Below are 20353 nucleotides of genomic sequence, written 5' to 3' on the forward strand. Positions count from 1 at the left end.
TGGGTTGGTGGGGCGCCTCGGGTCGGGGCTCTTCCGGTGGCCTGGCGGGGAAGGAGGGAGAACCCACCCCCACCCCGCCCGACAACCCCAAGAGCAGAGACCTCAGGCGCCCCACCTGGAAGAATCACTCCTCGTCCTCCTCAAGCGGTGTGGCTATCGCGATGCTCCAGGCCCGGATTCCAACGGAAGCTCCGTGACGGTGAGTTCGAGGTCACGGATCATCGCCACGCTCAGCTGTCGGATCTGGAACTCGGTCACCTTCGCGCCGTGCAGCGAGGCCAGCCCGGAGAACCCCGACAAATCGCTCCCGCGCAGATCGGTGCCTGACATCTTGGTGCTCTTGATCTCCGCGCCGAAGGCGCAGTCGTCGAACACCGCGCCCCGAAGGTCACTCCGGACGATCCCCGTCTCCTTGAAGGAACAGTCGACGAACGCCACGTCACCGGTGGCCTTGACGTGTTCCCAACTCGCGTAGTCGAACTGGCATCCCTCGAACAGCACGTCGGTCATCGAAACGTACGACAGCGACACCCCCATCAGGCGCGATGCGGTGAACCGGCAACGGTGGAGGTCGACGCCGGTCAGACGGTGCGAGGTCAGGTCCACGGAGGAGAAGTGGGCGTTGGCGATCCGCTCCTCCTCCGGCTCGGAGGGATAGGGCCAGGCCCGCACCGTAGGCTCGTCGTCGCTGGGCAGGAGCACCTTCGCTCCCCGGATCTCGACGGTCTCCACGAACTTCCCTTCTTCGAGTCGTCACATGAGGAATGATCTTGCTCGCAGCGCCATGTTGGGCGCCCAAATGGGCGCTGCGAGCAAGATCATCGGGGGGGGGAGGGCTCAGGAGGCCCACTCCTTGACCTTCTCGATCAGCTTCGCGGGGTCCTCGCCGACCGGGGTGACGTTGAGGCGGGTGACCCCGGCGGCGCGGAAGGCCTCCACGCGCTCGCGCACGTACGACTCGGGGCCGACCAGGTTGGTCAGCTCCACGAACTCGTCGGGCACCGCCGCCGCGGCCTCGTCCTTCTTCCCGGCCAGGTACAGGTCCTGGATCTTCTCGGCGGCCTCCTCGTAGCCGTAGCGCTGGGCCACCGTGTTGTAGAAGTTCTTGCCCTTGGCGCCCATGCCGCCCACGTACAGGGCGATCATCGGGCGGGTGAACTCCAAGAGCTTCTTGACGTCCTCGCCCTCGCCGATGGCGAGCAGGCCGCCGGCGGAGATGTCGAGTTCGCCGAGGGAGGCGTCGCGCTTGGCCCTGCCCTGCTCCAGGGCCTTGCCCCACACCTTGTCGGCCTTCTCCGGGATGAACAGGTGCGGCAGCCACCCGTCGGCGATCTCGGCGGTCATCTCGACGTTCTTCATACCGAGGGAGGCCACGTAGATCGGGATGCGCGGGCGCACCGGGTGGTTGATGATCTTGAGCGGCTTGCCCAGGCCGGTGCCCTGCTCAGGCGGCAGCGGAAGGGTGAACACACCGCCGTCGTGGGTGAGACGCTCCTCGCGCGCCCAGATCTTGCGGCAGATCTCGATGGTCTCGCGGGTGCGGGCCAGCGGCTTGGTGTAGGGAATGCCGTGGAAACCCTCGATGACCTGTGGTCCGCTGGCGCCCAGGCCGATGATGGCACGGCCGTCGGAGAGGTAGTCGATCCCCGCTCCGGTCATCGCGATGAGGGCGGGGGTCCGGGTGTACATGGGCAGGATGGCCGAACCGATCTCCACGCGTTCGGTCCGGGCGGCCAGGTAACCCATGAGGGTGGGGCTGTCGTAGCCGTAGGCCTCGGCGACCCACACGGTGTCCAGGCCGGCCTTCTCCAGTTCGACGACCTGGTCGACGGCGGCCTTGGGCTCGCCCGCGTACTGGAGCGGCATCGAGATGCGCATCTGCTGTCCTCCCGGTGGGGCCGGGGCCCGGCCCGTGGCGATGGTGGCGATCCTGGTATCGCGTCACTGTACTGCCGAACGGCATTCGGGCCGTGACGCGCCTCACGGCTCCCGGGGGTGCGGGCACCACTGACGCCCAAGACTTCTTGGCCAACAACTCTTGGCCAAGAAGTCTTGGGCGTCTATCGTGGGGTCATGTCCGACTCTCACGACCCCGCCGACCACCGACCCGCCCCGCACGACCCCTTCGAGAACGCCGCGCACCTCGACGCGCGCTCCCTGCGTGGGCTGGCCCACCCCCTGCGCATGCGCGTCTACCAGCTGATCCAGAAGGCGCCCGCCACCGGTAAGGCCATCGCAGAACGGCTCGGCATCTCCTCGGCCTCGGCCAGCTACCACCTGCGCCAACTGGAGACCTACGGGTTCATCGCCGAGGATCCCGACCTCGGCACGAGCCGTGAACGCTGGTGGCGCGCCGCCCACAAGGGCTTCCGCCTGCCCGAACACCTGGACACCGAGGCGCCCGAACTCACCACCACGCTGCGCCACGCCATCGCCGCCCGCTGGTCCGAACGCCTGGCCGCCGCCGTGAATCTGTGGTCCGCCCAACCGGAGGGATGGCGCGAGGCCCAACTCATGGCCGACCGCACCGTCGACCTCACCCTGGACCAGATGGAACGCTTCCGCGTCGAGGTGGTCGAACTTCTGAACCGTTACTCCGACGAGGGCGGACCAGGGGAGCGCACCGTCAACGTCCAGTTCGGCGCCTTCCCCTCACCGGACCCCGACGACGACCGGGCCCCCGAGACCGACTCGCCCCCCGGCTCCGCGGAGGAAACACCATGAGACCCGTGACCGGCCTGGTCGCCGCCCAGGCCTGCGCCTACATCGGCACCCGCCTGGCCATGATCGCCATCCCCTGGTTCGTCCTGGAGACCACCGGCAGCCCCGCCCACATGGGTCTGGTCACCCTGTTCGAGATGGGCGCCTACACCCTGGCCCGGCTGTTCGTCGGCCCCGTCCTGGACCGGGTGGGCCAGCGCGCCGTCAGCATCCGGGTGGACCTGCTAGCGGCCCTCACCCTGGTCACCGTCCCCGTGCTGTTCACCGCGGGCCTGCTCCCCTTCCCGGTCCTGCTCGCCCTGGTCACCGTGATCGGCCTGGCCACGGGCCCCTCCGAGGCCGCGAAGGTGTCGTTGGCGCCGTTCGTGGCCCGCGCCGCCGGCGTACGGGTGGAACGGGTCACCGGACTCACCGGCACCGTCGACCGGCTCTCCACGACGGTCGGACCCATCGCCGCCGGCGCCGTGATCGCCGCTCTCGGCGCGCTCACCGCCCTGTACCTGAACGCCGCACTCATGTTGGCGGCGGCCGGGATCATGGCCGTGATGCTGCGCCGCGACACCGAGACCGCCGGGCACGCGGAGGGACCCGACCCGGAGGCCGACCACGGCTACCTGACCCGGTTGCACGTCGGGTGGCGCGCCATCTGGGACGATCTGCCGCTGCGCACGCTGACGACGATGATCCTGGTGACCAACGTCGTGGACGTCGCGGTGATGAGCCTGGTGCTGCCGATCTGGGCCCACGAAGGGGGTTGGGGGCCCGAGGGGGTCGGGTTGGTGGCGGGAGCGCTCGGCGGCGCCTCGGTGCTCGGCTCCCTGGTCGCCGCCTGGATCGGCCACAGCCTGCCCCGGCGCGCGACCTTCTTCGTGGCCCTGGCCGTCGCCGGCCCGCCCCGCGTCCTCGTGTTGGCCCTTGACGTACCGCTCTGGGGCGTCCTGGTGGTCTGGGGTGTGTCCGGGCTGTTCGGCGGGGTCATCAACCCGATCCTGTCGGCGCTGATCTTCGAACGCCTGCCCGCGAACATGGTGGGCCGGGGCGTGTCGATGGTCGGCGCCCTGACCCGGGTCGGCGCGCCGATCGCCGCACCCGGTATCGGGGTGGCGATCGGCGCACTCGGGGTGGCCCCGGTCCTGATGGCGGGGGCGGCGGTCTACCTGGCGGCCGTCCTGCTGCCCGTCTTCGGCCGCTCCGCCCAAGGACTGACGCGGCCTCCGGAGGAACCGGAGACCGCACCCGAACGCGCCTCACTCTGATCGGGTGGGGCACGTTCCTACTCGGGCTCGTCGCCGGTGACCAGGGGGAGCGACTCGTCGGCCGTCCAAGCCGTCATCGAACCGTCGTAGACCGCCACGTCCTCGCGACCGGCCAGGGCCAGCGCGTGAGCCACACCGGTGGCCGCGATCCCGCCGCCGCAGTAGGTGACGGGCGTGACGCCGGGGTCGAGCAGCCCCTTGGCCGCGAACAGGGTCCGCAGCTCGTCCGCCGACTTGAGCGTTCCGGTGGCGGGGTCGGTGACCTCGCTGACCGGAAGGTTGATGCTGCCGGGGATGTGCCCGGCGCGGGCGTAGCTCTTCTTCTCGCCGCTGTAGGTCTTCGGGTCCAGGACGTTGACCAGGATCGTGTTCGGGTCGCCCATGGCCGCCCGGACCTCCTCGGTGGAACGCAGCAGTTCGGGGCGTCGGCGCGCCTCGAAGGTCCGTGCGGTGGGGGCCGGCGACGCGACGTCGGTGACCGGATGACCGGCCGCCTTCCAGGCGTTCAGCCCGCCGTCCAGGACCTCCACGTCGTCGAAGCCCTCCAACCGCAGGTGCCACCACAGGCGTGTGGCCCAGAAACCGTTGGACTGGTCGTAGACCACCACCCGCGCGCCCGGGCCGATCCCCAGGGCGCCCGCGCTCGCAGCGAACCGTTCCGAGGACGGGACGGTCCACGGCGCCGGGGCGTCGGGGTCGGCGAAGTCGGTCAGCAGGTCCGCGAAGTGGGCGCCTGGGATGTGCTCGGCGCCGAAGGTGGCCCGTCCCGACTCCACGGTGTAGGGGCCCTGCTCGGGCATGCTCAGGTGCGTGGTGGCGTCCAGGAGGACGAGGTCCTCGTCGTTCAGGTGCTCCGCCAACCAGGCCACGCCCACGGTCGGCGCGGTGTTCGGTGCCATGTCCGCAAATCCCCCTTGGTTCTGACAGCTTCGCAGAGCATCAACCTCACGCGGCTCACACTTGTTCCGTCCCCGCGCGTGAGGACCCCCGCACACGAGAACGCCGGCCGGGAGAGACCCGGCCGGCGTTCGTGGAGCGTGGTGTCGGCCCTCCGGCGGAAGGTCAGCTCTTGTAGGTGTGTTCCTCGGCCGGGAAGGCGCCGTTGACGACCTCGTCGGCGTAGGAGGTCGCGGCCTCGCGCAGCGTCTCGCCCAGGTTCGCGTAGGTCTTGACGAACTTGGCCACCCGAGGGCTCAGCCCGGCCATGTCCTGCCAGACCAGTACCTGCGCGTCGGTGCCGGCGCCCGCGCCGATGCCGACGGTGGGGATGGACAGCTGCTCGGTGACCTGAGCGGCCAGGTCCGAGGGGACCGCTTCCAGGACGAGGGCGAACGCGCCGGCGCGCTCCATTTCCTTGGCGTCCTTGAGCAGGGCCGCGGCGGCCTCGCCCCTGCCCTGCACCCGGTAGCCGCCCAGGGTGTTGACCGACTGCGGGGTCAGGCCCACGTGCGCCATCACCGGGACGCCGGCGGACACCAGCATCTCCACCTGCGGGGCGACGGAGTGGCCGCCCTCCAGCTTCACGGCCTGGGCGTTGCCCTCCTTCATGAAGCGCGACGCGGTCTCCAGCGCCTGCTGGGGGGAGCCCTGGTAGGAGCCGAAGGGGAGGTCGGCCACGATCAGGGAACGCTTGGTGGAACGGGCCACCGCCGCGGTCAGTGGGACGAGCTCGTCCACCGTCACCGGCACGGTGGACTCGTAGCCGTAGACGACGTTGGCGGCGGAGTCGCCGACGAGGAGGACGGGGATGCCGGCCTCGTCGAAGATCCGGGAGGTGAGGGCGTCGTAGGCGGTCAGCATCGGCCAGCGCTCGCCGCGCTCCTTGGCGCGGGCCAGGTCGCGGATGGTGACGCGTCGGTTGGTGACCCCGCCGTACAGGGCGTTCCCGGCGGAGGGGGTCTGGGCCGTGTTGCTCATGATGTTCTTCCTCCGTTGTCTCGAAGCACCGCTGTGGGTGTCCCCGGACGTGTGGACGAGAAGGGTTGTCGTGCGCGCGTGTGCGCGGGTGTTCCCCGGAGGGAACGGCGTGCTCGTGCGGGATGTTCCCCAACGCGGCGTTCCCTTGCCCCCGGCCGAACCGGTAGGGGGAGAACAGGCGTGCGAGGGTCGCACACGAGCATCATCCCACGCGGAGCATGCCGATTTCGACCCGGGGCGGGGGCCGAATTCACATCGTCGAACAGCCGGGGTATCGCCTGTGGTGTCGTGGAGGCAGGGCGATCGTCCGATCGTCGCACGGGATGTTCCGTGAACTTATGTGAGTGTGTTCCCGCCGATCGGCCCGTCTTCGAGAGGTGCGGCCAGGTGAGACGTGCCTCACCCCCGCCTACTAGCATGGCGAGGCGCCTGGTGGACGGGCGTCGTGATGGAGAGGTGTCCTCTTTGGATCAGCGGACGGCGTACCGGCGCAGATGGGGTGGGCTCGGGGTGCTCATCATCTGCCTGTTGGTGGTCGTGGCCGACAACACGATCCTCAACGTGGCCCTGCGGACCCTCTCCGACCCGGTGGACGGGGTGGGGGCGAGCCAGGCGCAGTTGGCGTGGGCGATCAACTCCTACACGCTGGTGTTCGCCGGGCTGCTGTTCACCTTCGGCGTCCTGGGGGACCGATGGGGGCGCAGGCGGTTGCTGGCGTGGGGGCTGGTCGTGTTCGGTGCGGCCTCGGCGCTGTCGGCGTACTCGCAGAGCCCCGAACAGCTGATCGCGGCGCGCGCCGTGATGGGTTTTGGCGCCTCCATGGTGATGCCGCAGACCCTGTCGGTGATCACCAACGTGTTCCCCTCCCAGGAGCGCGGCCGGGCGATCGGGATCTGGGCCGGGGCGGTGGGCCTGGCGATGGCGATCGGGCCGTCGGCGGGCGGTCTGCTGCTGGAGAACTTCTGGTGGGGCTCGATCTTCCTGGTGAACGTGCCGTTCGTCCTGGTCGGGCTGGCGCTGATGTTCGTGCTCATCCCCGAGTCCCGGGACGAGCACGCGGGTCGCCCGGACGTGGTGGGCGTGCTGCTGTCCATCCCCGGTCTGGTGCTGCTGATCTACGGGATCATCACCGCGGGGGAGCGGGCGTCGCTGACGGACTGGGACGTCTACGGGGCCCTGCTGCTGGGGGTGGCGGTGATCGTGCTGTTCCTGGTGCACGAGTCGCGGGTCCCCAACCCGTCGTTGGACGTGCGGTTCTTCCGCGACCCGAGGTTCAGCGTGTCCATCGCCACGATCATGGTGCTGTTCTTCAGCATGGCCGGGATCATCTTCTTCCTCAGCTTCTACTGGCAGAGCGTGCGCGAGTTCTCCCCGTTCATCGCGGGCCTGCTGGTATTGCCCGCGGCCATCGGGCAGATGGTGTTCGCGCCGCTCAGCCCCACCCTGGTCCGGTGGGTGGGTGCGCGCACCCTGGCCGCCATCGGTATCGCGACCGTGTGTTGCAGCTTCCTGTTCTACACACGGATCGAACAGGACACCCCGCTGCCGCTCATCATCGTGTTCTTCTTCCTTCAGGCGTCGGCGATGGCCGTGGTGCTCACCCCCGCCACGGACGCGATCATGTCGTCGGTGCCGCCGGGCAAGGCCGGTGCCGCCTCGGCGGTGCAGAACACCGTGCGGCAGGTCGCCACTGCCATGGGGGTGGCCGTCCTGGGTGCGGTCATCTCCTTCCACTACCGGTCGGCGATGGCGCCCACGTTGCGGCGGGTGGCGGATGAGACCGACTCCGATCCCGAACAGGTCCGGGGTGCCGGGGAATCGATCGAGGGCACGATGGCCTTCGCCCGGACACTGGGCGAACAAGGGGTGGCCTTGGTCACGCCGGCCAAGGAGGCCTTCTTGGAGGGGTTGCACCTGGCCGCGACGGTCTCGCTGGTCTTCGGGCTGGTGGGCCTGCTGGTGGTGCTGGTGTGGATGCCGCGTGGTGCTCCCGCCGTGCGCCGGGGCGACGACGCGAGTCCGGGACCGGAAGGGGAGGAGCATCCTCGGAGCGGCCGTGAGAGTGGTGGGTGAACCGGATCCGAGCAAGGTCACCGCACACGACCTACCATGGGCGACATGCGTCTGACCGCCTTCACCGACGTCTCCCTGCGCCTGGTCATGCGGCTCGCCGTCGCCCGGGAGGGTGAACTCCTGACCACACGTGACGTCGCGGGCATGTTGCACGTGCCCTACACGCACATGGCCAAGGCCGTGGCGCGCATGTCGGAGATGGGCCTGGTCGAGGCCCGACGCGGACGCGGTGGCGGGTTGCGGCTCACCGATGCCGGCCGGCGCTCCTCGGTGGGCGCGATCGTCCGTGAGCTGGAGGATCCGGGCGACCTGGCCGGTTGCGAGGATGATCCACCCTGCCCGCTGCGCGCCGCCTGCCGGCTGCGCGTGGCGTTGTGGCAGGCGCGTGAGGCCTTCTACGTCTCCTTGGACGGGGTGTCCGTGGAGTCCCTGGTGAGCTCGCCCACACGACAGACGCTCACTTTGCTGCGCGAGGATGGTTCAACGGTCTAAAAGCCGCTCTGACCTGGTCTTATTCTTAACCGGACCCCGGTGATGGGTGTCTGATTCACGCGTTTAATATGCATTTCAGATACCAATTATCGATGCTGGGACTCGGTCCCGGCTCAGGAGGAAGCGTGCTCTCCAACGAGTCCGCGGCCACGGTCCGCGCCACGATCCCCGCCGTCGCCGGAGCCCTCGACGACATCACCGCCCGGTTCTACGACACGATGCTCGGCGAACGCCCGGAGCTCCTCGACGGGCTGTTCAACCGCGGCAACCAGGCCAGCGGCGAACAGCGCAAGGCCCTGGCCGGGTCGATCGCCGCCTTCGCCACGATGCTGTTGGAGAATCCGGACGAGCGCCCCGACGCCCTCCTGTCCCGCATCGCGCACAAGCACGTCTCCCTCGGCATCACCGAGGACCAGTACGTGATCGTGCACAGGTACCTCTTCGGCGCCATCGCGCACGTTCTCGATGACGCGGCCACTCCCGAGGTCGTCGCCGCATGGGACGAGGTGTACTGGCTCATGGCAGGCGCCCTCATCGCCATGGAGGCGGGCCTATACCAACAGTCCGGCGGCCGCGACGTATGGCGCCCCTGGAAGGTGACCGAACGCCGCGAACAGACCGCCGACGCGGTCACCCTCACCCTGGAGCCCGGTGACGGCGCCCCCGCCCCCGACTTCCGGCCCGGCCAGTACGTGAGCGTGCGGGCCCGGATGCCCGACGGCGTCCACCAGGCGCGCCAGTACTCCGTCTCCGGTTGGGACGGCAGCCGCAGACTGATCACCGTCAAGCGCCTGCGCGCGGGGGAGTGGAACCCCGCCGGCGAGGTCTCCACCCTCCTGCACGGCACCGCCGCCCCCGGCGACACCCTCATGGTCTCCACCCCGGCCGGCGACGTCACCCTCTCCGACGGCGACCACCCCCTGGTCCTGGTGTCGGCCGGCATCGGCTGCACCCCGATGGCGGCCATGCTCCGTCACCTGGTCGAACACGCCGCCGACCGTCGGGTGGTCGTCCTGCACGCCGACCGCACTCCCGCCGACCACGCCCACCGCGAGGAGCTCAACGAGCTGATCGAGCGGCTGCCCGGCGCCACCGCCCACATCTGGTACGAACAGGACCACACCGACGCGGGCGAGAGCACGGACGTCACGGTACGTTCCGGCACCATGGACCTGGGCCCGATCGAGGTCCCCGAGGGGGCCGAGGCCTACCTGTGCGGCCCGCTGCCGTTCATGCGCGGGGTCCGCGCCGGGCTGTTGGACGGTGGAGTGTCCGCGCGCCGGGTGCACTACGAGGTGTTCGGTCCCGACCTCTGGCTCGGCCAGAACTGACCGGTGCGGTGGGCGCGTGTCCCCGGACACGCGCCTTCGCCACCTCTGCCGGTAGCCGAAACCCCCGGCCTCGGGCGAAACCGGGTGCAAGGGGACGGCCCGACCGGACATACTCGACACCATGCGGCTTCACGATCCCCCCACCGTGTTCGTCGGGCGCCACGCCCAGCTGTCCGCCCTGACCGAGGACGGGCGTCGTACCCGGCGGGAGGGCGCCCGCACCGCCCTGGTCTGCGGCGAGGCCGGAGTCGGCAAGACCCGCCTGCTGGAAGAACACCTGCGCGGCCTCCCGGAGACCCGCGTCGCCGTCGGAGGCTGTCTCGAAGTCGGCTCCGACGGCCTCCCCTTCGCCCCCTTCACCACCCTGCTGCGCGAACTCCTGCGCTCCGGTGGGCCCACCACCGACCCCGTCGTCGACCTCGGTCGGTTGCTCCCCGAACTCGGTGGGTCGGGCGGCGGAACCGACGAGGGCAGGGCCCGCCTGTTCGAGTCGGTCCTGACGTTCCTGGAGGAACGAGCCCGCCCCGACGGGCTCACCCTCGTCCTGGAGGACCTGCACTGGGCCGACGCCTCCACCCGTGACCTGTTGGTCTTCCTGTTGCGCAACCTCGGACCCACCCCCGTCCACCTGCTGGTGAGCGTGCGCACCGACGACCTGCACCGCGCCCACCCACTGCGCCGGCTGCTGCCCGAGCTACAGCGCTTGTCCGGGGTCCGCCGCCTGGACGTGGAACCTCTCTCCCGTGAGGAGGTCGACGCACAGGCCACCGCGCTGCGCGGAGCCGGCCTAGACCCCGCCGACCTGGACCTGCTCTGGGAACGCAGCGGCGGCAACCCCCTGTTCGTCGAGTCCCTGCTGAACGGCCACGACCCGGCCGGGGCGGCGCTTCCCGACGGTCCCCGCGACCTGCTCCTGGCCTCGATCGAGTCCCTCCCCGAACCCACCCGTCACGTTCTCGGCCTGGTCGCCACCGCCGGGAGTCGGGTCGCGCACACCCTGTTGGCCGCCGTGGCCCGTCGCGCCGGGATCACCGAAGAGGAGCTGGAGGACGCGCTGCGCCCGGCCATCGACGCCAAGGTCCTGCGCACCACCGAGGACGGCTACGTGTTCCGGCACGCCCTGCTCGCCGAGGCCGTCCACGCCGACCTGCTGCCCGGTGAACGAGTGCGCGCCCACCGTCGCTACGCCGAGGCGCTTCGGCGCGGCGTGCCCCGCGTGTCCGAACGCGAACGGGCGGTCCAGCTCGCCCACCACGCCCACGCCGCGCACGATCAGCCCCTGGCCCTGGAGACGGCGTGGAGCGCCGCCGACCAGGTCGCCGCCGTCGACGCCTACCCCGAACAGCTGGCCCTGCTCGAACGGGTCCTGGAACTGTGGGAGCAGGTTCCCGACGCCGGTGAGCGCACCGGGCTGCAACGCGTGGACGTCCTGGTCCGCGCCGCCCAGGTGTGCCTGGTCGCCGGATCGGTCCGTCGTGCCATCGACTACGCCGACGACGGTCTGACCGAACTCGGGGTCGGCGGTCTGTACGGGAAGAGTGTCGAGGAGGACCCGCCGGCCGAGGCCGAACGCATCGCGCTGCTGCGTCACGCCCGTGCCCTCGCCCTCAAGGAGATGGGTCTGGACGGGGCACTGGAGGAGCTGGCCGACGCCTCCACGCTGTTGCCCGATGATCACCCCGAGGGTGCCGCGATCCTCGCCACCTTCGCCGCCACCCTCATGGTGCGCGGCCATCACCAGCACGCCGAGTTCGGCGCCCGTCGCGCCCTTCCCATCGCCCGCGAGCTGGGCGATCGGCGCAGCGAGGCCGACGCGCTCATCACCCTGGGTTCCCTGTTGGAGGACAAGGAGAGCGGCAGCGGGCTGAACGTACTGGGCAACGGCATCCGCATCGCCCGCGAAGCAGGTGGCATCCAGGCCGAGATCCGAGGACTCACCAACCTCGGCGGGGTCCTCAAGAACCATGGACGGCTGGAGGCGAGCGCCGAGGTGGCCCTGGAAGGGCTGCGCCGCTGCCGGGAGCTGGGTCTGACCCGTACCAAGGGCGGCGTCTTCACCTACGGGCTGGCCGTCACCCGTTTCAACCAGGGCCGGTTCGACGAAGCCGAAGACCTCCTGGACGGGATCGACGACACCTCGATCACCCGGGCCCGCGCCCTGGTCCTGCGCATGCACCTGGACCTGTACCGCTGGCGACCGGACGCCGTGCGCGCCGCCACCGGCCACTTCCGCCGGCTGTTGCCCGAACCCGACAGCTCCCCGTTGGAACACCTGCCGGTGCACATGGTCCTGCAACAGATCGCCCTGTACGAGGGGCGTCTGGAGGACGCCGGGCGGATCTCCCTGACCATGCTCACCAAGGCCCTCGGCGAGCGCGGAGTCCTCTCCAACACCCAGGGCCTGTACCGCTCCATCCTGCCCTGGCACGCCGCCGTCGCCGCCCTGCTCAGAGACGAACCCGAAGAGGAACCCAAGCGGCTGGCCATGCGGATCGAGGAGGCCCTGGACACCCTCCCGCCCGACGTGATCCACTCCGACGCCCCGGCCGCCGACCTGGCCGCGCGCGCCTGGCGCAGCCACGACGCCGTCGCTTCCCTTCGCCTGTTCGAACGGGCCCTGAGCGAACTCGCCCCCACCGGGCTGGTCGTTTCCACCGCCGAGTACCACCTGGGCGCCGTCCGCGCCGCCCTGCGAGCCGAGGACCGGGCCGCAGCGATCCGGCACCTGGAGGCCCTGCACACCCTCGCGGTCGAACACGGAATGGTCCTGTTCGAGCGTGAAGCGCTGCGTCTGCGCGCCCGCCACGCCCTGCCCGGACCGGGTGAACGTCCCGCGACCGGGGCGGCACCCGAACCCGCTGCCCTCACCGGGGGTCCCACCCCGGCCCGGGCGGCCACCCCGATGGGGCTGACCCGGCGGGAACTGGAGGTCCTGGTCGAGGTGGCCAAGGGTTCCAGTAACCGGGAGATCGGCCGGGCGCTGTTCATCTCCGCCAAGACCGTGAGCGTGCACGTCACCAACCTGATGACCAAGTTGGAGGTGTCCAACCGCACGGCCGCCGCCGCCAAGGGCCGGGAACTGGGCCTGCTGTGAGTGCGGGCCGGGGCAGGAGAGGTCAGGCGGTGTGGCCGGTACGGGTTCGGAGGGCGCGGACGTGCTGCTCGTGGACGCGGTAGTAGGTGCGCACGAGGTCGTCTCGGGCAGTCGCGGTGGAGGGTTCCAACGCGTGCGCATGGCCGTGGGAGAGACGGAGGGTCGGCAACAGTGCCCAGGGCGTGTCCGAGGTCGAGTACATGGTCCGGGAAGAGGCCGGGAGCGGAGTCGGGCGCTGGAGGTCGACGGGGCGGCGGGGGCGGGGGATGAACGGGCCGAACTGGTCCGGGGCCTGTGCGGTGGCTGCCGGACGGGCGGAGGTGTGCTCGGGCAGGGTGTAGCGGCGGACCCGGCGGGATCGGCGCCGGTATTCGGCGGCCAGGGTGCGCAGGTAGCCGGAGGGGTCGGCGTGCAGCCCGCCGCAGGGACGGAGCAGGCGCACCAGGGTGCACAGGGCGGCGGTAACGTACGTCATGACAGCGCTCCTTAGTGGCGTTGTCCGGGCCCGGGGTGTTACAGCACCGCCGGGCCGCTTCGGTTGTCAGGACCCCGCGTGTCCGTGCGGGGCGGGCCCCGGTGTGGCGGGGGCGGGGCGCTGGTGTTTCTTGGGTCAGTGGGGTGTTCCGGTCAGGGGTCAGGGCCTGCGGGGTAGGGGCGGGGCGAACCCGGCGAACTCCTCGACCACCTCGTGCACCAGTCGGCGGATCTGAGTCCGGGGGATGTAACGCCAGGTGCGGCCGTCCCGGGACTGGTAGCCCCAGTGGCTGTGGTCCTTCAACCCGAGGGCGACGTTGCCCAGGTAGGCGGGGCCGACCAGGGCGCGTTCGAGGTCAGGGCCGTGGGTCCAGGGGAAGCGTCGCCACTCCACGGTGAAGGTCAGCCCCCGCATCTCCCGGAAGGCGTGCAGGGCCTCGGCCCGAGGGTCGGTGTTCTGGCTCTGAGTGTTTCGGGTGGTCCGCGTCTGCCGCTGTCCAAAAACGTCCATGACCCCAGCCTCAGCCCGACGACTTTTGTCGCCTAGGTCATGGCAATGTTTCTCGTTAGACACTCCTCGCTCGTGTTGCCAGTGTGTGATCCTGTGTCATGTGAATGACTTTCAAAGAGAGCTTCGTCGTTTGCGCAAACAGAACGGTCTCACGCAGGCGCAGGTCGCCGGCCATGTCGGCTACGTGCCTTCGGCAGCTTCTAACTGGGAAAATGGTCGAACGACACCAGATGAGGAAACTGCGAAGAAACTGGACGAACTCCTGGGGGCGCGGGGTGGTCTACTTCGGGTCCTTCGGGACGTGACACAGACTTCGGGTGCACCTCCATGGTTACGTGATGATGATCAGCTATCTCGACAGGCTGTGACGATCGAGGTCGTCACACCCGTGTTGGTTCCCGCGATTCTGGAGTCGCCGCTGTACGCGCGTTATGCCTTGGCGGAGGGCAGGCCATCCGACCCGATGGGTGTCATCGATGAACTGGTGAAAATCCGTTGCTCGCAGCTGTCCCGTCTGGATCCCGGGCTGAGAGTGTTCGCGACCTTCCCTGAGGCGGGACTTGCGGGAGTGCCGGCTACTGCGAGGAAAGAACAGGCGGCTCACCTGCTGGACCTCGTTTCGACCGACCGGGTAAGGGTCAACATGGTTCCGGCCGGCAGCATCCTTGCCGGTGTGACGTCGCCCTTCCAGATCTACAAGCTGAGGGACGGCTCTCGGGTGGCGACTTCGGAGCATACGAACGGGAGTATCGTGGTGAACGAAGCCCGTGGTATTCAGCGGTTGCAAGACCTCGCACGCACCGCTCTGGGTAGTGCCCTCCCCGTAGACGACACCCTTCGCAGATTGAAGGAGATCAGTGATGAGTGACTGGCTAAGGTCGACGTACTCCCAGAACGGGGGGCAGTGTGTTGAGGTCGCTGTCGCTCCCGGTCACGAGGTTGTTGTGGAGAACAAGAGCGCTGAGGGCGAGGTCTTCGTGGTCCGTGATTCCAAGAACCCCGATGCCGCTCCGTTGGTCTTCACCCGCGCTGAGTGGGATGCCTTCGTGGAGGGTGTCAAGGACGGGGAGTTCGACGCCGAGCGCCTGCTCTCCGCCCTGATCGGCTGACCCAGCCCCCCCGGAGTACCCGGCCCGGGGCAGGGAACTGGGCCTGGTCTGAGGGACACCGAAGCGACCTCGCGCCGGGCATACTGACCACTATGTCCCCCTCAGCGCACTCCGTCCTCGTGGGCCGCGAGCCCCATCTCGATCGCCTCCGCACCGATGCCCGCCGGGCGCTGGAGGGGGAGTCTCGGGCCACCCTGCTGTGCGGGGACGCCGGGATCGGCAAGTCCCGGCTGCTGGCCGAGTACCTGGACCGCACACCCATGGGGCGGACCGCGCTCGGGGCATGCCTGGAGTTGGGCACCGAGGGCATCGCCTACGCCCCCTTCACCGCCCTGCTACGTCACCTACTGCGCGCCGAGGACGGCGTCCCAGAGACCGGATCACAGCTCACGCGTTTGCTCCCCGGTCTGGGTGAGGACATCGGACCGGATGCCGGGGACAACGGCCGGGCCCGTCTGTTCGAGGCGGTGCTGACCTTCCTGGAGGAACGGGCCCGCCCCGAGGGACTCGCCCTGGTGGTGGAGGACCTGCACTGGTCGGACGCCTCCACCCGCGACCTGTTGGTCTTCCTGCTGCGCAACCTGCACACGGCCCCGGTGCACCTGGTGGTGTCGGTGCGTACCGACGACCTGCACCGCACCCACCCGCTTCGGCCCCTCCTGCCGGAACTGGAACGGCTCCCCCGGGTCACCCGGATGGACCTGGCCCCCCTCACCCGCCCGGAGGTGGGCCGGCAGGCCGCCGCGCTGGCGGGGACCGCCCTCACCGAGACCGACCTGGACCTGCTGCACGACCGCAGCGGCGGCAACCCGCTGTTCGTCGAGTCCTTCGTCGGCACGGCCGGCGACGGCGGGGTTCCCGAGGGGCCGCGCGACCTCCTGATGCGCCGGGTGGAACCCCTGCCGGAGACCGCCCGCAGGGTCCTGGGACTGGCGTCGGTCGCCGGGGACCGGGTCGACCACGCGCTGCTCGCCGAGGTGGCCGAACGTTCCGGGGTCGAGGAGGACGAGTTGGACGAGGCGCTGCGCCACGCGGTGGACGCCCAGGTCCTACGGGCCACCGAGACCGGTTACGTGTTCCGGCACGCCCTGCTCGCCGAGGCGGTCAAGGCCGACCTGTTGCCCGGCCAGCGGGTACGCGCCCACCGTCGCTACGCGGAGGTGCTCGACACCGATGTCCCAGGGTTGCCCCGTGCGGAGACGGTCGCCCAACTCGCGCATCACGCCTACGCCGCCCACGATCACCCGCGCGCCCTGGCCGCGGCGTGGGAGGCGGCGCAAGGGGCCTTGGCCGCCACGGCGCACCCCGAACACCTCGAACTCCTCGAACGAGTGCTGGAGCTGTGGGAACTGGTGCCCGACGCCGCCGCTCGGCTCGACCTGGACCGCGGCGCCCTGCTGTTGCGGGTGTGCCTGGCCGCCCAGGTCGCCGGTGACCTGCGACGTTCGGTCGACCACGCCACGGACGGGTTGGCCGAGCTCGATCCCACCATCGAACCCGAAACGGAGGCCCGTCTGCTCGTGGCCCGCGCCCGCGCCTACAAGGACCTGGGTCGCCTCGCCGCTTTGGACGACATGCGGGCCGCCGCCGGGCTGCTGCCCAAGGGGCACTTCGAACAGGCGTCGATCGGTGCCGCGACCGCCTCGGTCCTGATGCTCCAGGGGAACGGAGCCGAGGCGGAGAAGGCCGCCCGGGGCGCCATCGACCTGGCCCGTCGTGTGGGGGACCGGGCGAGTGAGGCCGACGCCCTGGTCACTCTGGGTTCTCTGCTGGACGTCACCGGCTCGGACGAGGCCCTCGAACTGTTGCGCGAGGGCATTCGTATCGGCAGGGAACTGGGTGAGGTCCAGGTGGAACTTCGGGGGCTCAACAACATGGCGAGCAACCTGGCGCTGCGCTTGGAGTACGAAGAGGCGCTGGAAATGGGATGGCGAGCCCTGGACCGGTGTGCCGAACTGGGGATCCTGCGCAGTCAAGGCGGTGGTTACGCCAACGGGATCGCCATCTACCTGGCCGCCCTGGGGCGCCTGGAGGAGGCCTGGAGGCTATTGGAGACCCACACCGTGGGCGAGGACCTCACCGCCACGCGTCGACAGGGGGTCGCGAGCCAGCTCCACCTGATCCAGGGGGATTGGGCCGCCGCGGGCAGGGCCCTGGACGAGTTCGCACGCCTCCACCCACGGGACCGTGGTTCGGCGACCGAGTACATGGTCCACTACTACTCGCGGTTGTGGCTGCTCATGTACGGTCCGGGCGGTCGACTGGCCGAAGCCGCCCGTCTGGCCTTCGAGGGGGAGAGGGATATCGGGTTGATCGGGCAGATCCGGTTCAGCTTTTCGGGTCTGCATGCCTGGGCGGAGCTGGTGTTCCGGCTACGGCGCCGTGGTGAGCCCGGGGACGCCGGGCTCACCGAGGAACTCGCCGTGTTGCTTCGTAGGACACTGGAACGCGAGGACTGGCCGAACTCACCGGCGGGCGTGCTCAACCGGCAGATAGCGCTCGGGTGGCTCGCGGAGGATCCCACCGAGGCGCTGGTGCACTGGGAACGAGCGTTGCCCCTCGCCGAGAGGGCGAGCGTGGTCATCCGGATCGACGCCTGGACCGGGACCTTCTGGGCGCTGCTCGCCCTGGGCGATCGGGAACGGGCCTCAGGGATGCTGGACAGTGTCAGGCAACTGCGCGGTCGGCTGGGGCCGGCGGTGGGCTACGGCGACGTGGCCGGGATGAGCGCGGCCCTGGCCGAGGCCGTCCCCACCTCCGCCACGCCGCCGGCCGGATTGACCCCCCGCGAGGCCGAGGTCCTGACCCAGGTCGCCAAGGGGTTGTCCAACCGAGAGGTGGGCGAGGCGCTGTTCATCTCCGCCAAGACGGTGAGCGTGCACGTCACCAACCTGATGGCCAAGTTGGAGGTGAACAACCGCACCGCCGCCGTCGCCAGGGCCCGCGAACTGGGTCTGACCTGACTCGGTGGGCCCTGGTAGCAGAGGCGAGGCCCGTCCCCCGTGGACGGGCCTCGGTGTTCGCCATGCCGGCTCAGAGGGTGGGCAGGTACCGCTGGAGCTCGTACGGTGTGACCTGGCGGCGGTAGGAGTTCCACTCCGAGGTCTTGTTGCGCAGGAAGAAGTCGAACACGTGCTCGCCCAGCGTCTCGGCGACCAGCTCGCTGTTCTCCATCAGACGCAGCGCCTCGTCCAGGCTCTGCGGCAGCGGACGGATGCCCACCGCCCGACGCTCGGCGTCGGTCAACGCCCACACGTCGTCCTCGGCGCCCGGGGGCAGCTCGTACCCCTCCTCGATGCCCTTGAGTCCGGCGGCCAGGATCACCGCGTAGGCCAGGTAGGGGTTGGTGGAGCTGTCCAGGGAACGGATCTCGATCCGGCTGGAGTTGGACTTGCCCGGCTTGTACATCGGCACCCGCACCAGTGCCGACCGGTTGTTGTGCCCCCAGCAGATGTAGGCGGGAGCCTCGCCGCCCATGCCGGCCGACGCGGCCGGGTCGTCCCACAGCCGCTTGTAGGAGTTCACCCACTGGTTGGTGACGGCGGTGATCTCGTCGGCGTGCCGCAGCAGCCCCGCTATGAACCCGCGCCCCACCTTCGACAGCTGGTACTCCGCGCCCGGCTCGTAGAAGGCGTTGCGGTCGCCCTCGAACAGCGACAGGTGGGTGTGCATGCCCGACCCCGGGTACTGGGTGAAGGGCTTGGGCATGAACGTGGCGTACACGCCCTGCTCCATCGCTACCTCCTTCATCACGAGCCGGAAGGTCATGATGTTGTCGGCGGTGGTCAGCGCGTCCGCGTAGCGCAGGTCGATCTCCTGCTGGCCGGGCCCGCCCTCGTGGTGGCTGTACTCCACGGAGATGCCCATGGCCTCCAGCATGTTGATGGCGTTACGGCGAAAGTCGTGCGCGCTGTTGTGCGGGGTGTGGTCGAAATAGCCGCCCGAGTCGTTCGGCTCGGGGAACTCCCCGTGCTCGGGGAACTTCTTCAGCAGGTAGAACTCGATCTCGGGGTGCGTGTAGAACGTGAACCCGAGGTCGGAGGCCTTGCTGAGCTGACGCTTGAGCACGTGCCGAGGGTCGGCGGGGGAGGGTGAGCCGTCGGGCATGAGGATGTCGCAGTACATGCGCGCGGTGCCGTGCGGTTCGTTGCGCCAGGGCAGGACCTGGAAGGTGGTGGGGTCGGGTTGGGCGAGCATGTCGGCCTCGTAGACCCGGGCGAACCCCTCGATGGCAGAACCGTCGAACCCGATGCCCTCGGAGAAGGCCGCCTCCAGTTCGGCGGGCGCCACCGCCACGGACTTGAGGTACCCGAGCACGTCGGTGAACCACAGCCTCACGAACCGGATGTCGCGCTCCTCCAACGTGCGGAGCACGAATTCCTGCTGTCGATTCACGATCAACCTTCCTCGAAGCCGGTCGGTCCCCGTCCCGGTCCGTCGATCGCGGAGCCGAGCCGGACACGATGTCCCGGCACCCAGTGTGCCGTGCGGATATTTCGGGGGTATTTCCGCTCGCTCGCGGCGGTACCCGGACGGTCGTCCGCACACGCATTATGACCGCTCACGGCGGGGGTTCGGGCCACCCTCGGCCGCGAACATGCGGTCCGTCACCCGGCCGGGTGACGGACCCGTCCGCGGTCACCTCGCGCCGGAGCGTCGGCGGAACCGGGTGTAGTCGGCGCCGTCGTCGAAGACGGTGCTCTCCACCCGTTCGAAGACCGCGGGGTCGAAGGCGGCGCCCTCGAAGAAGGACTTGCCCGCCCCGGCCACGACCGGATAGCGCTTGATCACCATCTCGTCGATCTCCGGTAGCAGGAGTCCGGCGATGGAGGGGCCGCCGACCGTGCAGATGCCCAGGTCGCCGTCCTCCTTCTTGAGTTCGCGCACGTGCCGGCGCGGGTCGGTGGCCACCACGGTCACGTTCGGGTCGACGTCGGTGGGCAGGGTGCGCGAGTAGACGTACTCGCGCATGTGCCCGTAAGGGCTGGTCAGTCCCTGGTCCAAGGCGATCTGGTAGGAACCCCGGCCCTGGAGCATGGTGTCGAAGTGCTTGTTGGGCACGTCCAGTCCGAGATGGTTCCGTGCCACGGTGGGGAGCAGTTCCGGGTACTCGTTCACGTGGAACTCGCCGTTGTCCCCCAGTTCCCCGCTGCCGTCGTCGTCGCCACCGGGGAAGAAGTCGAAGGAACCATCGGGCGCGCAGACGTAGCCGTCCAGCGAGACCGCGACGAAGTAGGTGAGCTTTCGCATGTGTCTCCTCGTAGGGGTACTCCCGTGGCCTCTTGACCACTATGGTTGAAGTACTTCAAGTAAAGTACTTCGCATGTAGTGGTTTGCCAAGAGGTTTTTCCGAAAACCTCGGAACAAGGGAGAAA

The 20353-nt window shown here is 69.6% G+C and carries 17 protein-coding genes; 9 read left to right on the plus strand and 8 right to left on the minus strand.

Translation table 11 applies throughout. The features are described 5' to 3' along the window. Positions 1 to 153 precede the first annotated feature (153 nt). On the minus strand, positions 154 to 732 hold the full coding sequence (locus ABZ717_RS16770) for a pentapeptide repeat-containing protein (protein ID WP_358510929.1): 579 nt from the start codon (positions 730 to 732) through the stop codon (positions 154 to 156). Positions 733 to 837: 105 nt separating this feature from the next. Next, positions 838 to 1878 carry an LLM class F420-dependent oxidoreductase gene (locus ABZ717_RS16775; protein ID WP_358510932.1) on the minus strand — a complete coding sequence of 347 codons (1041 nt, stop codon included), beginning with the start codon at positions 1876 to 1878 and terminating at the stop codon, positions 838 to 840. 195 nt (positions 1879 to 2073) lie between these two features. Here ABZ717_RS16775 and ABZ717_RS16780 point away from each other — a divergent pair, with 195 nt between their 5' ends. Both ABZ717_RS16780 and ABZ717_RS16785 read left to right on the plus strand, forming a co-directional pair. Then, a complete protein-coding gene (locus ABZ717_RS16780; protein WP_358510935.1) occupies positions 2074 to 2724 on the plus strand; it encodes a winged helix-turn-helix domain-containing protein in 651 nt (216 codons plus the stop codon). Continuing rightward, complete coding sequence (locus ABZ717_RS16785) at positions 2721 to 3977, plus strand: MFS transporter (protein ID WP_358510938.1); 1257 nt, start codon at positions 2721 to 2723, stop codon at positions 3975 to 3977. Before ABZ717_RS16780 ends, ABZ717_RS16785 begins: the two co-directional genes overlap by 4 nt. A 17-nt stretch (positions 3978 to 3994) precedes the next feature. On the opposite strand, the gene ABZ717_RS16790 is transcribed toward ABZ717_RS16785, so the two are convergent. Both ABZ717_RS16790 and panB read right to left on the minus strand, forming a co-directional pair. Beyond that, positions 3995 to 4876 carry a sulfurtransferase gene (locus ABZ717_RS16790; protein ID WP_358510942.1) on the minus strand — a complete coding sequence of 294 codons (882 nt, stop codon included), beginning with the start codon at positions 4874 to 4876 and terminating at the stop codon, positions 3995 to 3997. A gap of 163 nt (positions 4877 to 5039) precedes the next feature. Next, entirely contained in the window at positions 5040 to 5894 is an 855-nt protein-coding gene (gene panB / locus ABZ717_RS16795; protein WP_358510945.1) for a 3-methyl-2-oxobutanoate hydroxymethyltransferase, read from the minus strand. A 417-nt stretch (positions 5895 to 6311) separates the two neighbouring features. Between panB and ABZ717_RS16800 the strand changes: the two genes are divergently transcribed. The 4 genes from ABZ717_RS16800 to ABZ717_RS16815 all read left to right on the plus strand — a co-directional run bounded on the left by ABZ717_RS16800 (position 6312) and on the right by ABZ717_RS16815 (position 12884). After that, the gene (locus tag ABZ717_RS16800) at positions 6312 to 7967 is read left to right on the plus strand and encodes an MFS transporter (RefSeq protein ID WP_358510948.1); all 1656 of its coding nucleotides are present in this window, start codon (positions 6312 to 6314) and stop codon (positions 7965 to 7967) included. 45 nt (positions 7968 to 8012) lie between these two features. Further along, positions 8013 to 8459 (plus strand): Rrf2 family transcriptional regulator, encoded by a 447-nt coding sequence (locus ABZ717_RS16805; protein WP_358510951.1) that lies wholly within the window; start codon positions 8013 to 8015, stop codon positions 8457 to 8459. Between the two features lie 125 nt (positions 8460 to 8584). After that, positions 8585 to 9790 (plus strand): globin domain-containing protein, encoded by a 1206-nt coding sequence (locus tag ABZ717_RS16810; RefSeq protein ID WP_358510954.1) that lies wholly within the window; start codon positions 8585 to 8587, stop codon positions 9788 to 9790. Positions 9791 to 9911: 121 nt separating this feature from the next. Then, positions 9912 to 12884 (plus strand): AAA family ATPase, encoded by a 2973-nt coding sequence (locus ABZ717_RS16815; protein ID WP_358510957.1) that lies wholly within the window; start codon positions 9912 to 9914, stop codon positions 12882 to 12884. Positions 12885 to 12906: 22 nt separating this feature from the next. On the opposite strand, the gene ABZ717_RS16820 is transcribed toward ABZ717_RS16815, so the two are convergent. Together ABZ717_RS16820 and ABZ717_RS16825 are read right to left on the minus strand one after the other, a co-directional pair. Beyond that, positions 12907 to 13359, minus strand: coding sequence for a hypothetical protein (locus ABZ717_RS16820; protein WP_358510960.1), 453 nt, complete (start codon positions 13357 to 13359; stop codon positions 12907 to 12909). 159 nt (positions 13360 to 13518) lie between these two features. Then, on the minus strand, positions 13519 to 13869 hold the full coding sequence (locus tag ABZ717_RS16825) for a hypothetical protein (RefSeq protein WP_358510963.1): 351 nt from the start codon (positions 13867 to 13869) through the stop codon (positions 13519 to 13521). On the opposite strand from ABZ717_RS16825, the gene ABZ717_RS16830 reads away from it, so the two are divergent. The 3 genes from ABZ717_RS16830 (at position 13868) to ABZ717_RS16840 (ending at position 17941) form a co-directional block, all read left to right on the plus strand. Next, on the plus strand, positions 13868 to 14737 hold the full coding sequence (locus tag ABZ717_RS16830) for a Scr1 family TA system antitoxin-like transcriptional regulator (protein WP_358510966.1): 870 nt from the start codon (positions 13868 to 13870) through the stop codon (positions 14735 to 14737). The genes ABZ717_RS16825 and ABZ717_RS16830 overlap by 2 nt on opposite strands. Then, entirely contained in the window at positions 14730 to 14978 is a 249-nt protein-coding gene (locus ABZ717_RS16835; protein ID WP_358510968.1) for a DUF397 domain-containing protein, read from the plus strand. The genes ABZ717_RS16830 and ABZ717_RS16835 overlap by 8 nt, the downstream gene beginning before the upstream one ends. 92 nt (positions 14979 to 15070) lie before the next feature. After that, a complete protein-coding gene (locus tag ABZ717_RS16840) occupies positions 15071 to 17941 on the plus strand; it encodes an AAA family ATPase (protein WP_358510971.1) in 2871 nt (956 codons plus the stop codon). Between the two features lie 70 nt (positions 17942 to 18011). Here the strand turns inward: ABZ717_RS16840 and ABZ717_RS16845 are convergent, their stop codons facing one another. Both ABZ717_RS16845 and ABZ717_RS16850 read right to left on the minus strand, forming a co-directional pair. Continuing rightward, on the minus strand, positions 18012 to 19373 hold the full coding sequence (locus tag ABZ717_RS16845) for a glutamine synthetase family protein (RefSeq protein WP_358510974.1): 1362 nt from the start codon (positions 19371 to 19373) through the stop codon (positions 18012 to 18014). Positions 19374 to 19616: 243 nt separating this feature from the next. Then, positions 19617 to 20228, minus strand: coding sequence for a dihydrofolate reductase family protein (locus tag ABZ717_RS16850; RefSeq protein WP_358510977.1), 612 nt, complete (start codon positions 20226 to 20228; stop codon positions 19617 to 19619). Between the last annotated feature and the right edge of the window lie 125 nt (positions 20229 to 20353).

The organism is Nocardiopsis sp. NPDC006832, from assembly GCF_040635885.1.
Taxonomy (GTDB): Bacteria; Actinomycetota; Actinomycetes; order Streptosporangiales; family Streptosporangiaceae; genus Nocardiopsis.

What these genes read in the sequence shown, in the direction of transcription:
- ABZ717_RS16835 (WP_358510968.1), top strand. Translation starts at nt 14,730, where the DNA reads ATGAGTGACTGGCTAAGGTCGACGTACTCCCAGAACGGGGGGCAGTGT.
- ABZ717_RS16825 (WP_358510963.1), bottom strand. Translation starts at nt 13,869, where the DNA reads ATGGACGTTTTTGGACAGCGGCAGACGCGGACCACCCGAAACACTCAG.
- ABZ717_RS16785 (WP_358510938.1), top strand. Translation starts at nt 2,721, where the DNA reads ATGAGACCCGTGACCGGCCTGGTCGCCGCCCAGGCCTGCGCCTACATC.
- ABZ717_RS16800 (WP_358510948.1), top strand. Translation starts at nt 6,312, where the DNA reads ATGGCGAGGCGCCTGGTGGACGGGCGTCGTGATGGAGAGGTGTCCTCT.
- ABZ717_RS16790 (WP_358510942.1), bottom strand. Translation starts at nt 4,876, where the DNA reads ATGGCACCGAACACCGCGCCGACCGTGGGCGTGGCCTGGTTGGCGGAG.
- panB (WP_358510945.1), bottom strand. Translation starts at nt 5,894, where the DNA reads ATGAGCAACACGGCCCAGACCCCCTCCGCCGGGAACGCCCTGTACGGC.
- ABZ717_RS16815 (WP_358510957.1), top strand. Translation starts at nt 9,912, where the DNA reads ATGCGGCTTCACGATCCCCCCACCGTGTTCGTCGGGCGCCACGCCCAG.
- ABZ717_RS16840 (WP_358510971.1), top strand. Translation starts at nt 15,071, where the DNA reads ATGTCCCCCTCAGCGCACTCCGTCCTCGTGGGCCGCGAGCCCCATCTC.
- ABZ717_RS16830 (WP_358510966.1), top strand. Translation starts at nt 13,868, where the DNA reads ATGACCCCAGCCTCAGCCCGACGACTTTTGTCGCCTAGGTCATGGCAA.
- ABZ717_RS16805 (WP_358510951.1), top strand. Translation starts at nt 8,013, where the DNA reads ATGCGTCTGACCGCCTTCACCGACGTCTCCCTGCGCCTGGTCATGCGG.
- ABZ717_RS16850 (WP_358510977.1), bottom strand. Translation starts at nt 20,228, where the DNA reads ATGCGAAAGCTCACCTACTTCGTCGCGGTCTCGCTGGACGGCTACGTC.
- ABZ717_RS16780 (WP_358510935.1), top strand. Translation starts at nt 2,074, where the DNA reads ATGTCCGACTCTCACGACCCCGCCGACCACCGACCCGCCCCGCACGAC.
- ABZ717_RS16775 (WP_358510932.1), bottom strand. Translation starts at nt 1,878, where the DNA reads ATGCGCATCTCGATGCCGCTCCAGTACGCGGGCGAGCCCAAGGCCGCC.
- ABZ717_RS16820 (WP_358510960.1), bottom strand. Translation starts at nt 13,359, where the DNA reads ATGACGTACGTTACCGCCGCCCTGTGCACCCTGGTGCGCCTGCTCCGT.